This is a genomic window from Flavobacterium cheniae, from assembly GCF_004363695.1.
GTDB lineage: Bacteria > Bacteroidota > Bacteroidia > Flavobacteriales > Flavobacteriaceae > Flavobacterium > Flavobacterium cheniae.
The window spans coordinates 26855-41218 of the sequence record NZ_SNZC01000006.1; the positions used below are offsets into that span (position 1 = coordinate 26855).

A 14364-nucleotide genomic window follows, 5' to 3' on the forward strand; every position below is an offset into this window, starting at 1 on the left:
TAAGCATAACAAGCGTTTGGCAAGATTGCGAATTTTGTGGTAAATTCACGTTTATTTTCCACAAGAAATTTTATCTTTAATAGAAAATAAGCTGTTACGAAGTCTTTTACATTGTAATAATTCAAAATTACTCGTATTAATTAATGACAAGCTAAATTGAACAACATATTTTATTTCAAAGGTTTTTTTATTTTAAAAAAAAATATATTATCATTGTATTCGACTTAACCATTATTAAACCAAGCTCCATAAATATGAAAAAAATCCTTTTATTATTAGTATTGACTACGTTCACTATGAATGCCCAAGAAAAATTCGATTTCCCATTGAATGAAAACGGGCAGATTATCTTCTCTGAAGTTGTATCTGCAGAAGGAAAAACCAAAGATGACTTGTTTAACAACTCCAAAATGTTCTTTGTAAATATCTATAAAGAAACACAGGATAAGATTAAGCAGGATAAGGAAGCTTCGTCGGTTACTGACACCCAGTATTCTTTCATGACGATTAAGGCAAACGGAAGCGAGACAAAAGTAAAATTATTTTATACTATTACTATTATGTCAAAAGACGGCAAATACAAATACGAAATAAAAAATATCTTTGTTAAGTCGAGTGCTGAAACAACTGTAGAAAAAATGTTTGATAAATTGGCTTCCGAAAAAGCAGTGGAAAATCCAAAATTAATGGAAACTCTTAAAGCCTATTATACCGGAATCAATTCTACAATTGAAACCATCAAAAGCGACATTAAAAAGGAAATGGCTAAATCTAGCGCAGCAAAAAGCGACTGGTAATTGATTACATGATACACTAAAAAAACGCTGTCAAAAAAATTGACAGCGTTTTTTATTTTACTTAAATAAGTTTTACTTCAACCTTCTAAAAAACTCCAACAAAATTCCATTATTCTCTTTTTCTGGAGTGAAAATTTCTAGAATACTTGGTTTTTCGTTTTGGTTTAGGAATGCAGCATATTCTTGTTGTAATGTTGTTTCATCACTCGCTTCAAAATAATCAAAGCCGTACATTTTAGCTAAATGTGAGGCATTTAATTGGTGCGAAGTTTCAAAATAGGTGTTAAACGTTTCGGTTTCTTGATGTCCTGGTAGGATTCTAAAAATACCGCCACCGCTATTATTCAACAAAATAATCTTGAAGTTTTTTGGGATGTAATTGTTCCACAAGGCGTTACTGTCGTATAAAAAACTGATATCGCCAGTAATCAACATAGTAGGCAAATCAGACGCTAAAGCAGCTCCAATTGCCGTAGAAGTACTACCATCGATACCACTTGTACCACGATTACAAAAAACTTGCACGGTATTATCTAAATCAAACAACTGTAAATAACGTATCGCCGAACTATTGCTTACTTGCAATTGACTATTTTTTGGAACATTCTGACAAATAAAATCAAACACTTTAAAGTCTGAAAATGGTATTTTTGCAGTGTATTCTTGGTGTTTCGCTACTCTATCTTTCCAAATTGTTGCAATACTTGATTGATATAAACTTTCAATCGTTTTTTCAGTCAATAACTGACTTAAAAATGTATTGATTTTAGTTTCAAAATGATTAGTAAGTGCTCCAAAAGTATCGTAGGCTCTTAAATCGTCCACATGCCAATGATGAGCTGGTTTGTATTTTCGTAAAAACGCTTTAATACGTTTCGAAACGACCATTCCTCCAAAAGTTAAAAGAATTTCAGGCTGAAATGCTTTGAAATCTTCATCCGTGAAAGGTGTAATCAAAGTATCAATCTGATCTATAAATGTTGGGTGATGTAAGTTCGATGTTTTTTCGGTTAATACTACAACACTTGGGTCATTCGCTAAAACATCTAAATAGGTTTGCTCTACCGAATTTGGAAACAACTCTCCTACTAAAACCAATTTCTTAGTTGCTTTGTTCCAAGTTTCAATAGTTGAATTTACTAAAGAGAAAGTTTTGCTTTCAGTATTAAAATCGACAATTTCAGGTTGCACTTGTAATTCGAAAACCGTTTCATATAAAGGTTCTTCAAAAGGTGCATTAATATGAACTGGCCCTTTTTGGTTAACCGCAACATGTAACGCCATTTGAATGTTATTGTCGTTTTCTGTCGATACATTTTCTTGCAAATTAGCATTGTACAAACTGTGATTCGCAAATACATTTTCCTGACGAATGGTTTGTCCGTCGCCAATATCAATCTTATTTTGTGGTCTATCGGCTGAGATAACAACCAATGGAATTTGGCTATAAAAAGCCTCCGCTATCGCAGGGTAATAATTCAACAAGGCTGAACCTGATGTACATACAACGACAACTGGTTCTTGCAATTGTTTTGCAATTCCCAAAGCAAAAAAAGCAGCACAACGTTCGTCAGCAATACTGTAACATTTGAAAAAGGGATTATTGGTAAATCCTATAGTCAAAGGAGCATTGCGCGAACCTGGAGAAATTACGATATGTTGGACTCCTTTTTGTTGGCAAATTTCGATAATGCTTTGCGCTAAAGGAATTTTTGGATACATCATTTTTAAAAAATAACTGGACTACAAAGTTACGAAGTTGAAAAGGTTTTTAGTACTTTTACTACGTAATTTCTTTACAAAATGGATATAAAAATTAGAGACTACCAAATAGCAGATTGTCCTGCAATTTTAGACATCATCAACGATGCAATTTTGCATTCGACCGCTTTATACGATTACAACGTGCGAACATTAGCAACTCAAGAAGCTATTTTTGAAGACAAACTTCAGAAAGGTTTTCCTGTTATCGTTGCCGAAATGAATAATCAAGTCATAGGCTTCGGTTATTACAGTGAATTTCGTTTCAGAGAAGCGTATAAATTCACGGTAGAACATTCGGTTTATGCGAATAAGAATTCTATTGGAAAAGGCATTGGGAAATTATTGCTTACTGAATTAATCGAAAGAGCCAAACAACAAAACCTGCATACTATGATTGGTGTAATCGATTCAGAAAACACTAACAGCATCGATTTTCATAAGAAATTTGGTTTCGAAGAAGTTGGCTTTATAAAAGAATCAGGTTATAAATTTGACCGATGGTTGCATTCTGTTTTTGTTCAGAAAATGTTATGATTTTAAACACATAGACACATAGAAAATATTTTAAAAAAGGTTTATTTAAGCATTTCATTTACACATAGCTTTGTCTATGTAATCTATGCAAAGTGAAACGTCCGAAGCTTCGGACTAAAAAACAAACAATAAATACCTAAGTGACTATGTGTTTCAAAAAACTATTTCCCTTCAATCCAATTGGTAATTTCTGCATCAGTAGGAAGTACTCTAGGAGAAACTACTTTTGCTAATTCACCGTTTTCATTGATTAGGTATTTTTGGAAGTTCCATTGTACTTCGCTGTCTTCTAATCCGTTTTTGGCTTTTTGAGTTAAGAATTGGTACACTGGATGCATATCGCCACCTTTAACAGAAATTTTAGCCATCATTGGAAACGAAACCCCATAGTTTTTTTGACAAAAAGTAGCAATTTCTGAATTACTTCCAGGCTCTTGTGCTCCAAAGTTATTCGCAGGAAAACCTACGATTACGAAATTTTTGTCTTTATACTTTTCGTAAATCGCTTGTAATTGTTCATATTGCGGTGTTAAACCACATTCTGAAGCGGTATTGACTACTAAGATTTTCTTCCCTTTTAAGGTTGAAAAATCAAAAGTATCGCCACTCAAATCTTCTACTTTAAACTGATAAATCGTTTCTTTTGCCATAGGTGTTGTAGTTGCTGCTGCAGTAGCTGTTTGCTTTTTTTGTGCCTGATTTTGACAACTATAAAACAAAGCTACTACTGAAAACAAGGTTACTAATTTCTTCATCTCTTTTTTTATTTCAAATTTAGGGTTTTAAAATGCAATTTTTGATAAACATTTCTTAAAAAAAATGGTCGCTAATTAGCGACCAAATTCTTATTTTTTATAATACTTCTTGTACGGAAAGTAAGCTATTGCTGCAATTACCAAGACAATTGCTAAAATAATGAAGTAATAGGTTACGTTTTGTTTTTCACCCGAAGCGTAACTGTGCAAACCGCTTAAGTGGAAATTTACTCCAAAATACGTCATTAAAATCGAAGCAAAAGCTAAAACACTCATTACGTTATAAATCCATCTTCCTCTTAAAGCAGGAACAAAACGTGCGTGAATTACAAACGCATATACCATAATACTGATTAACGCCCAAGTTTCTTTTGGATCCCAACCCCAATAACGTCCCCAACTTTCATTTGCCCATTGCCCGCCAAGGAAGTTTCCTATGGTTAACATGACCAAACCTACGGTTAACGCCATTTCGTTGATGTATGTGATTTCGTCTATACTTAATTTCATTCTTTCTTTGTTCTTTTCGTTGGTGAAAATCATTAAGAATAATGAGACTAAACCTAAAACCATCGCTAAAGTAAATGGTCCGTAACTCGCTACGATTACTGCAACGTGAATCATTAACCAATACGAATTTAAAACAGGTTGTAAGTTTCCAATTGTTGGATCCATCCAATTCCAATGTGCAATCATCAAAATCATTGCAGTTACAAAAGCTGTTGAAGCTACTGTTAGTTTCGAATCTTTTCCGAAAGCTAATCCAAAGAACATCGTTGCCCAAGCTACATAAATCATACTTTCATACGCATCACTCCAAGGCGCGTGACCTGAAATGTACCATCTTACAATTAATCCTGCTAAATGCAATATGAAAAACAAACCGATTAATCCATGAAAAACATTGATAATGGTTCGGATTGCTTTTGAATCTTTGAAAATTTGAACAATACAGAAAGCTAACATTAAAACCCCAGCCAACATATACATATAATATAATCGTTTGAAAATATCGTATTTGTTGTATGTGATTTCAGAACTGATTTTACTTTCAGAAAGCATTACAGCTGCACCGTATTTCTTTTGGTATTCGTTTAATCCTTTTAAAAGACTATTTGGTAATTCGTAATTATTACTTTTCGAAGCTTTTTCTAAAGCATTTAAGTAAAACGGCATTACGTTTTTTATCGAATCTAAAGCGGTTCCTGTTGGTTGGTTGACTTCTAAAAACGAAACCCATTTATTCGATTTGTCTCCTGGAACTGGGAACACTTTTAAAATTTGTCCACTTAAAGCTGAATATAAAAGGTTTACTTTCTTATCTGCTTCTATAAAATCTTTTTGAAATTGATTTGGAACTGGTTCTTTATAAGCGGTTTCTAAAAATTTAGCTAATTTATAATTTCCAGTTTCATCAAAAAATGAAATAAGTGGCGCATATTTAGCTTCTTTTTCAACACCAATTAATTTACGAATACTATCATTTCCTCTTTTCAAATAAATGATTGGCAAACCATACCAATATTGAGGAAACTGTGTCATCGATAAAAACGCTTGATCCGAATTCATCCCTTCATACGTATCGCTTTTTGATACTTTACGAAGTAATTCTGATGAAAACGTATTGATAGGCTTCATTCGCCCGTTATCTTGAATTACTACTTTTCCAAATTCGCTCGCGTGCTCTTTCGAAATTTCGTGTTCCTTTAATAATTTTAGAATTTCTTCTTTACTTGGTTGGTGATTGTGCTCTTGAGCAAAAGTTAATGTCGAAAATAAAATCAAAAACACGCTCAATAAACTTGCTTTCTTTTTCTTTACTTTTTCTAACTTTTCTTTCAAACTTGCAAAACGAGTATTTTTATTGAATAAGATTGCCATCATTCCGAAGTATAATAAGAAATAACCAATATACGTAATCCAAGTTCCCCAGAAATCGTGACTTACCGATAAATTTGTTCCTTTTTCATCTGGATCAAATCCGGCTTGGAAAAATCTAAACCCTCTGTAATCTAAGATATTATTCATAAAAACACTGTCTTTAAATGTTTTCTTTTGTTCGGTATCAATAACTTCAATCTTACTTTTGAAAGCTGAATAACTATTTTCTGTTCCTGGATATTTATCTGCAATAAAATCGTCTAATTTGATTGTAAATGGAGTGTTATAAACTTTACTTCCGAAGAATAACGTAAACTCTAAATCACCAATTTTTACACTTTGTGGTACTCCTTGTTTTCCTCTTGCTCCTACTAATGTTAGAACTTCTTCTTTCCCTTGTGTTTTGATTTTAACTTTCAACGCATCATCGGTTTGTTTGTCTTTAAAATCATTATTCGATTTGAAAGTCAATTCGCCTTTAATCGCTGGTTCTGGAAATACAAACTGAGCACCGCCAATATTATATAACGAACGTAACATTAAAGGTTGCACAGAATCTTTAACCACTTTACCTTGTAATTTATCAGCCATTCGCATAAAATCACCTTCAAAAGGTGTTTGAATAGTGTAAGCTTCCGCAATTTTTGTAATATTGATGGCGCCTTCTGTATATTTATTAAAAGCAAAAAGTACGTTGTGTAAATTTTGAACTTCGCCTTCTTTTAAATAGTGTTCGTGACGTGTTCCTCCACTCGACTCTACCATTTTAATCATCAACTGTCCGCTTTCTGAAGCTACAACAGTTTCCGTTGCGTTCATAACAAACTCTTGGTGTTCTACTTCGAATGGAATACCACTGAATTCACCACCCATTGAAAAATCATTGCTAGCAAAAGTGTTCAAAAAAGCATCGTCCTTAATTTCAGGAGCTAAAATCAAATCTTTTTCAAAAGTCTTACGACGCATTTGACCTTCATGATTTCCATCTACTAGAACAGTTAAATAGGGTTTATCGGAATAAATGATATTAGCAGATTCTCCTTCTCTAATAGGCATCATTCCTTCGTAACTAATATAACGAGTTATAAAAGCTCCAACAATAATTAGTATAAAAGAAAGGTGTAATAATAAGGTAGCCCAATTTTCCTTTTTATGTAACTGATAACGTTTGATGTTTCCAATAAAATTGATTACAAAAAACACCATAATTACTTCAAACCAAACGGCATTGTAAACAATAACTCTTGCTGTGTCAGTATTATAAGCATCTTCAATAAAAGTTCCGGCTGCCATGGCTACAGCAAAAGCAATGAATAAAAAAGCCATTAAGCGTGTGGAAGATAACAGGGATAGTATTTTTTTCTCCATGAGTTGGGAATACGTTTTTTATAAATTGGCACAAATGTACTCAAAAACAAAAACTTTTCCGCGAAGTTTAACAAAGGTTTGAGGATTTTCTATTCGAATGATTTTAATACAACATTTTTACTTCTTTCACATCGAAAAAGGTTACCGAATCATCTTCCAATAAAACTTCTAATTTACCTTCTTTTGTAACCTTTTGAATTTTTCCTACAAATCGATTTCCTAATGCCGATTCGAAAGTTGAAACTACCTCTTTCTTAAACAAAATAGCATGATAAGTGTTCCAAAAATAATCTTCTTTAAGATTTTCTAGTTGATTTAAATTGAATTCTAATCGGTTTACGATGGAAATTAAAAGTGTTTCTCTATCAAATAATTGGTTTTCCAATAAAAACAAAGAAGATGCTTGTGGCAAATTTTCAAATTGAGATTGGTTCACATTCAAACCAATTCCGATAATCGATTGCACTTCGTTTTGATTTTTGAACGTATTTTCGATTAAAATGCCTGCTATTTTCTTATTCTCTGCCAAGATGTCATTTGGCCATTTAATGGCAAAATTTAAATTACTAACTGTTTTTAGTCCTTCAACTACACTCAAAGCCACAATTATATTCAAGGTAAAAAGACTTGAAATTTCTTCTATTTTTTGATTATATAAAACACTAAAAGCTAGATTCTTACCTGCTTCAGAAGTCCAACCCGAACCTCTTTGTCCTTTTCCTTGTGTTTGTGATTCGGTGCTAACAACGGTGAAATTTTCGCAAGTTTCTTGTGCCGAAAGCGCTTTCAAAAAACTATTGGTAGAATCTATGGCATCGAGTTTGATTATCTTCATAATACAATAACAAAATTTAATCTTATGTTAAGGTTCAAAAATAATCACAAAAAATGATACCTTTGCATAAATACAAAAATAATAAATGGCGAAGAAGCAGATTAATAATGATGATTTATTAGCAAACATCATCAAAGGGATTGAAGAAGTAAAAGGAGAAAATATTGATATTCTTGATTTAAGAGAAATTGACAACACGGTTTGTGACTACTTTGTAATTTGTAATGGAAATTCAAATACTCAAGTAAATGCAATTGTAGGTTCAGTACAAAAAATCGTTTCAAAAGAATTAAAAGATAAACCATGGCACGTTGAAGGTGCTGAAAATGGAGAATGGGTTTTAATGGACTACGTTAATATTGTAGTGCATGTTTTCCAAAAACACATTCGTGAATACTACCGAATTGAGAGTTTATGGGGTGATGCAAAAATCACAACCATTGAAACTAAATACTAAAATTTCTTATGGCACAAAATAGTAATTCTAACTTTAAGTTTAGTCCATGGATGAGTATTGGACTGGTTATTGTCATTTTCTTAACCATTAATTTATTTTCTACTGGTTTTGATTTAAGCAATCCTGCGCCAACTACATTATCAAAATTTTATCAATATTTAGATAAAAATCAGGTAGAAAAAGTAGTATTTACCAATACTAAAGCAACAGTTTACTTAAAGAAAGCTGCTTTAACAGATAAAGCACATGACAAAGTAAAAAATGATGTTTTAGGAAAACTAAATACGAAAGGACCTCACTATTTTACAGAAATTGGTGATTTAAAAACCTTTCAAGAAAACTTACAAAAAGCGTCAAGCGAAGGTAAACTTACAGATTACGAAAAAGAGCCTGAAAGCATGTGGGGAGAAATCATCTCTATGCTTTTACCTATCTTACTTTTAGTTGGACTTTGGGTCTTTATGATGCGAAGAATGTCAGGTGGTTCTGGTGGCGGAGGTGGACAAATCTTCAGCATTGGTAAATCGAAAGCTAAACTATTTGATGAAAAGAACGATACTCGTGTAACTTTTGAAAACGTTGCCGGATTAGAAGGTGCTAAAGAAGAAATTCAAGAAATTGTAGAATTCTTAAAAACTCCTGAAAAATATACTTCAATTGGTGGTAAAATCCCAAAAGGAGCTTTATTAGTTGGACCTCCTGGAACTGGAAAAACATTATTAGCTAAAGCCGTTGCAGGTGAAGCTAAAGTACCTTTCTTCTCTTTATCAGGTTCTGATTTTGTGGAAATGTTTGTTGGTGTTGGAGCTTCTCGTGTTAGAGATTTATTCAAACAAGCCAAAGAGAAATCACCATCTATCATTTTCATTGACGAAATTGACGCTGTGGGTAGAGCTCGTGGGAAAAACAACATGACAGGCGCTAATGACGAAAGAGAAAATACATTAAATCAGTTATTGACTGAAATGGATGGTTTTGGAACCAATTCAAATGTAATTGTATTAGCTGCTACTAACCGTGCTGATGTTTTAGACAAAGCATTATTACGTGCTGGTCGTTTTGACAGACAAATTTATGTAGACTTACCAGACATTAGAGAACGTAAGGAAATTTTTGAAGTACACTTAAAACCTTTGAAAAAATCAGAGGAATTAGATACTGAATTTTTAGCAAAACAAACACCAGGATTCTCTGGAGCTGACATTGCTAATGTTTGTAACGAAGCCGCTTTAATTGCAGCTCGTAAAGACAAAAAAGCGGTAGACAAACAAGATTTCTTAGACGCTGTTGATAGAATCATCGGTGGTTTAGAAAAGAAAAACAAAATTGTCACACCAGCTGAAAAACGCGCAATCGCCATTCACGAAGCTGGACATGCAACAGTAAGTTGGATGTTAGAACATGCAGCACCTCTTGTAAAAGTTACGATTGTTCCTCGTGGACAAAGTTTAGGAGCGGCTTGGTATTTACCAGAAGAAAGATTGATTGTAAGACCAGACCAAATGTTAGACGAAATGTGTGCTACTATGGGTGGAAGAGCGGCCGAGAAAGTAATTTTCAATGAAATTTCAACAGGTGCTTTGAGTGATTTAGAGAAAGTAACGCGTCAGGCAAGAGCAATGGTTACGATTTACGGATTGAACGATAAGCTAGGAAACATCACATATTACGATTCAACTGGGCAATCGGATTACAATTTTTCTAAACCTTATTCTGAAGAAACTGCAAAAGTTATCGATACTGAAATTTATAAATTAATTGAAGAGCAATATCAAAGAGCAATTCACATTTTAGAAACAAACAAAGAAAAGCTAACTCAATTAGCTGATATTCTGATAGAAAAAGAAGTAATTTTCAAAGATGATTTGGAAACTATTTTCGGAAAAAGACCTTTTGACAAAGAAGAAGAAATTCCTGCTGCGGAATAAGGACTTATCAACAAAATAATATTAATAAAAAACTTAGTTCCTTAGGAAAAGAACTAAGTTTTTTTTTATCTTTGATTTTCACACAATAAAAAACGACTAAAGATACATGAGTCTTTTTAGAAAATTTTTTGGCACTTCGGGAGACGAAGACGAAAGCGACAAGAAACAAGAAGTTAAAAGTCCTTATTCGCCTGACACTACATTGCCTATAGACGAACAATTTACTTTCAATTTTAAAGAAAATGGAGGTAAATTTATTTATTGTGAAAATTTAGATGAAATTGCAGAGAATTTTGAAAATATTTTAGCAGAAAACGATTGGTTCGAAAGTAACGCACAATGTTATGACAACCGATTACTTTATCTTCTTGACGACAATAAACTAACCTACAATAATACTACACCACCAGTGTTTTTTCTTTCTTCTTGCGAAAATTTAATTGCAGACGAAGGTTCTATTTTATTCTCATCTAATCAGTTTAAGCACTTCAAACCAAATGAATTGCCTACAAACATGATTATTTTCGCTACCACAAGTCAAATTGTAAATAGCAAAAGCGATGGCTTAAGGCGAATTAAAAACACACACGAAAAAAATTACCCTTCTAATATTACCACCATAAAATATTTTGAAGAAGTAAAAGAACAGGATTTTCTTCACTATGGAAGTTGCCATAAAAATCTTTACCTACTTCTTTTAGAGGATTTATAATGAATGAAACGCTAAAAAGAGCATTATCTGGAGCCGTTTATGTTGTATTACTATTAGGCTGTATATCTTATTCTAGAGAGGGTTTAGCGATTCTTTTTGGCGCTTTTTTGATTATTGGAGTTTATGAATTTTGCAAAATGTGTGGATTGAACTTCTATGTTAGCATTCCTGTTGCCGCTGCTTCCTATTATTTCTTATGGAATAAAAACTCTGATTTAAATTTAAATACAGCATTAACTGCTATAGCCGTTATAATTTCGGTTAAATTATTACTATATCTTTTCAATACCAAGAAAACCAATTTTCAACTTTACACGCGCTACTTTTTACTCTTTGGATACGTAATTCTTCCTTTTATCTTGGCGAATTATATTGCAATGGGTGTGAAAGGATACAATCCAAAAATTTTAATTTCAATTATTGTTTTAATTTGGACCAACGATACTTTTGCGTATTTAGTTGGAAAAAACATAGGCAAAAACAAGCTTTTTCCAAGTGTTTCTCCTAAAAAAACCATTGAAGGTTTTGCTGGTGGGTTAGTATTTACCATCATTGGAGGTGCTTTATTGGCTAATTATTACATCATGGCTTCAACCCTTTACATTTGGATTGTGATTGCAGCTATCGTGAGTGTTTTCAGTACGTTAGGCGATTTAATAGAGTCAAAATTAAAACGTGTAGCCGGCATAAAAGATACCGGAAATATAATGCCTGGTCACGGAGGTATTCTAGATCGACTAGATAGTATTATATTTGTAATTCCATTTATTAATTTATTTTATTTAATTTTATACTATGTTTCATAAAGAAGGTTCAAAAATCATTTTAATTACCCTGCTTTTAGTTGTGGGTATTATTTTCTTAACCGATGAATTTGTTGCTATAAATTGGTTACGAACTATTTTATACTTATTCGCATTAGTAATTTTAGTTTTGGTTTTACAATTCTTTAGAAACCCAACACGAGTTGCCGATAATAGCGACAATCACATTCTTGCTCCAGTAGACGGAAAAGTAGTAGTTATAGAAGAAGTTTACGAACCTGAATATTTCAAAGACAAACGTTTGATGGTTTCTATCTTCATGTCACCAATAAATGTGCACGTTACACGTTATTGTGTAAACGGAATCGTAAAGTACAGTAAATATCACCCAGGAAAATACTTAGTAGCTTGGCATCCAAAAGCTAGCGAAGAAAACGAAAGAACTACTGTTGTTATCAACAATAGAGTGTATGGTGAAATCTTATACCGTCAAATTGCAGGTGCTTTAGCAAGACGTATTGTAAATTACGCTCAAGAAGGCATGCGTGTGGTTCAAGGTAAAGATGCAGGTTTTATTAAATTTGGTTCAAGAGTAGATATTTATTTACCATTGGGAACTGAAGTTAATGTAAAATTAGGTGATAAAGCTATCGGAAACAAAACCGTTATTAGTAAAAAAGCATAAAGAATGAGCGAAAAGGATATCAATACTTTATTTGACGAAGCATTTGCTAACGCACAATTGATTCCGCAAGAATCGGTGCCACAGGATATGCAATTAATATTGTATGGTTTGTACAAACAAGCTACATCCGAAACCACAAACCCTTTATTATTTCAAAATCCTCAGGATATTAGAAATGCTTTCAAATTAAATGCTTGGATGCAAGTAAAACATCTGAAACCAGATGATGCCAAAGCAGAATACATCAATATCATCAATAAATTACTGAAAGAACGTAACTTATAATCTGCATTACAAATGAAAAAGTCATTATTGATTTTGGCTTGTATATCATTTATGATGACGAGCTGTAAAAAGGAAAACGAATTAGAAGAAGTTAAAATTCCAGATCCAGAAGTAGAAACTAAAATTTCAGCATTAGGAAATCCAGCCGATGTTAAAGTTACTGAAGGTGGTATTTTTCAAATGCGTGGACTTAAATACACTTACGACGATTTACAACCTCATATTGATGGTCGAACGATGGAAATTCATTATTCGAAACATCATTTAGGTTACGCTAACAAACTAAACAAAGCCGTAATTGGTACCGATTTAGAATTAAAAACCGTAGAAGACATCTTAAAAAACTTAGATGTAAACAATAAAGAAATCCGAAATAACGCTGGTGGCTACTACAACCACAATTTATTTTTTGAGATTTTAAACCCAAAAGGCGGTGGTACTCCTACTGGCGCTCTTGCCGAAGCCATTACTGCCGAATTAGGTTCGTTTGACAACTTACAAAAACAACTTACAGAAGCCGCAGCAGGACAATTTGGAAGCGGATGGGCATGGTTAGTAGTTACCCGTGAAGGAAAATTAGCCGTTACTAGCACCGCCAACCAAGACAACCCTTTGATGCCAAATGCAGAATTAAGAGGAACTCCTATTTTAGCCATTGACGTTTGGGAACACGCCTACTACTTAAATTACCAAAACAAACGCAACGAATATTTAACCGCTATTTTCAACGTCATCGATTGGAATATAGTAAATGCTAAATATGAAACGGCTGTGAGTAAGATATAGTTCGTTGGTTTTTAAATTATTTTTTGAAGAAATAAAACTGATACTTGTCAGACATATACACCTAAAATTGGGTAGCTATGTATGATTTAGTCAGACATATATACAAGTTGTAGCACATTTAAACAAAATGCAGAAATCCATAACAATCATATTTCTTCTTATTTTTAATCTGACCTTTGGACAAGATAAAGTTGACCCAACAGAATCGCTTATTTCAGAACTTAAAACGGAACTGAACGAAAAAAGTATTGCGAACTTTTTTGTGGTAAAACGGATTACATATGGAACTGCATATATTCCCGATTTGAACGACCCAAATTTTTGTAATCCAAATGGAACTTACTTTACAATGTATGCGTTTTGGAAAGATGGAAAAGATGATTATGTGAAAAAATTTGATAATTGTGGAGGATTTAATTCATTAAAATTATCCGATTCAAAAATCTCTGAATTCTATCTAAAAAATTCAGAAAGTTTAAAATCAGACGAAGTAAAATCTTATCAAATAAAACCCGACAGTATTGCAAATGGAAAAATCTATAAAAGTATTTCTCATCGAAATCATCAACCTCAAAGATATTTTTGGTTCTATATAAATTCAGAGGAATTTAGAAATCATTTTGATAAATATGATTTGACAACGGAAAAAGATATTCCAAACTTAAATTATAAATCAAATAATGAGCTTTCTATAGTAAAACTTAATGCAATTTGTGAAGAAATAATTAACGATTTAAACAATAAATCTTTATTTAACCGACAAAAATAAAACGTGCTACAACAGCGGTTTGCTTCAATGGCTACTTCAGGATT

Annotated in this window: 14 protein-coding genes; 10 read left to right on the plus strand and 4 right to left on the minus strand. The window is 32.7% G+C overall.

The window, feature by feature from the left end:
* The first annotated feature begins 254 nt into the window (after positions 1-254).
* A complete protein-coding gene (locus tag C8D80_RS12065) occupies positions 255-797 on the plus strand; it encodes a DUF4468 domain-containing protein (protein WP_133610755.1) in 543 nt (180 codons plus the stop codon).
* Between the two features lie 72 nt (positions 798-869).
* Here C8D80_RS12065 and menD read toward each other — a convergent pair whose 3' ends face one another.
* A complete protein-coding gene (gene menD / locus C8D80_RS12070) occupies positions 870-2522 on the minus strand; it encodes a 2-succinyl-5-enolpyruvyl-6-hydroxy-3-cyclohexene-1-carboxylic-acid synthase (RefSeq protein WP_133610757.1) in 1653 nt (550 codons plus the stop codon).
* Positions 2523-2600: 78 nt separating this feature from the next.
* Here menD and C8D80_RS12075 point away from each other — a divergent pair, with 78 nt between their 5' ends.
* Positions 2601-3095, plus strand: a complete 495-nt coding sequence (locus C8D80_RS12075) for a GNAT family N-acetyltransferase (protein WP_133610759.1) — start codon at positions 2601-2603, stop codon at positions 3093-3095.
* Between the two features lie 161 nt (positions 3096-3256).
* Here the strand turns inward: C8D80_RS12075 and C8D80_RS12080 are convergent, their stop codons facing one another.
* The 3 genes from C8D80_RS12080 to C8D80_RS12090 form a co-directional block, all read right to left on the minus strand.
* Positions 3257-3850 (minus strand): glutathione peroxidase, encoded by a 594-nt coding sequence (locus tag C8D80_RS12080; protein ID WP_133610761.1) that lies wholly within the window; start codon positions 3848-3850, stop codon positions 3257-3259.
* A 90-nt stretch (positions 3851-3940) separates the two neighbouring features.
* On the minus strand, positions 3941-7099 hold the full coding sequence (gene ccsA, locus C8D80_RS12085) for a cytochrome c biogenesis protein CcsA (RefSeq protein ID WP_133610763.1): 3159 nt from the start codon (positions 7097-7099) through the stop codon (positions 3941-3943).
* Between the two features lie 103 nt (positions 7100-7202).
* Positions 7203-7934, minus strand: coding sequence for a biotin--[acetyl-CoA-carboxylase] ligase (locus C8D80_RS12090; RefSeq protein WP_133610765.1), 732 nt, complete (start codon positions 7932-7934; stop codon positions 7203-7205).
* Positions 7935-8019: 85 nt separating this feature from the next.
* Here C8D80_RS12090 and rsfS point away from each other — a divergent pair, with 85 nt between their 5' ends.
* From rsfS to C8D80_RS12130, 8 genes are all read left to right on the plus strand, one after another.
* A complete protein-coding gene (rsfS, locus tag C8D80_RS12095; protein WP_133610768.1) occupies positions 8020-8391 on the plus strand; it encodes a ribosome silencing factor in 372 nt (123 codons plus the stop codon).
* 8 nt (positions 8392-8399) lie between these two features.
* Positions 8400-10319: an ATP-dependent zinc metalloprotease FtsH gene (gene ftsH, locus C8D80_RS12100; RefSeq protein ID WP_133610770.1), complete on the plus strand. Its 1920-nt coding sequence runs from the start codon at positions 8400-8402 to the stop codon at positions 10317-10319.
* Between the two features lie 106 nt (positions 10320-10425).
* On the plus strand, positions 10426-11031 hold the full coding sequence (locus C8D80_RS12105; RefSeq protein WP_133610772.1) for an LUD domain-containing protein: 606 nt from the start codon (positions 10426-10428) through the stop codon (positions 11029-11031).
* On the plus strand, positions 11031-11837 hold the full coding sequence (locus tag C8D80_RS12110; protein WP_133610774.1) for a phosphatidate cytidylyltransferase: 807 nt from the start codon (positions 11031-11033) through the stop codon (positions 11835-11837). Before C8D80_RS12105 ends, C8D80_RS12110 begins: the two co-directional genes overlap by 1 nt.
* Entirely contained in the window at positions 11827-12480 is a 654-nt protein-coding gene (locus tag C8D80_RS12115) for a phosphatidylserine decarboxylase family protein (protein WP_133610776.1), read from the plus strand. The genes C8D80_RS12110 and C8D80_RS12115 overlap by 11 nt, the downstream gene beginning before the upstream one ends.
* Positions 12481-12483: 3 nt before the next feature.
* Positions 12484-12765 (plus strand): acyl-CoA-binding protein, encoded by a 282-nt coding sequence (locus C8D80_RS12120; protein WP_133610778.1) that lies wholly within the window; start codon positions 12484-12486, stop codon positions 12763-12765.
* Positions 12766-12777: 12 nt separating this feature from the next.
* The gene (locus tag C8D80_RS12125; RefSeq protein ID WP_317125882.1) at positions 12778-13551 is read left to right on the plus strand and encodes a superoxide dismutase; all 774 of its coding nucleotides are present in this window, start codon (positions 12778-12780) and stop codon (positions 13549-13551) included.
* Positions 13552-13678: 127 nt separating this feature from the next.
* On the plus strand, positions 13679-14320 hold the full coding sequence (locus C8D80_RS12130; protein ID WP_133610780.1) for a hypothetical protein: 642 nt from the start codon (positions 13679-13681) through the stop codon (positions 14318-14320).
* The last annotated feature ends 44 nt before the right edge of the window (positions 14321-14364 follow it).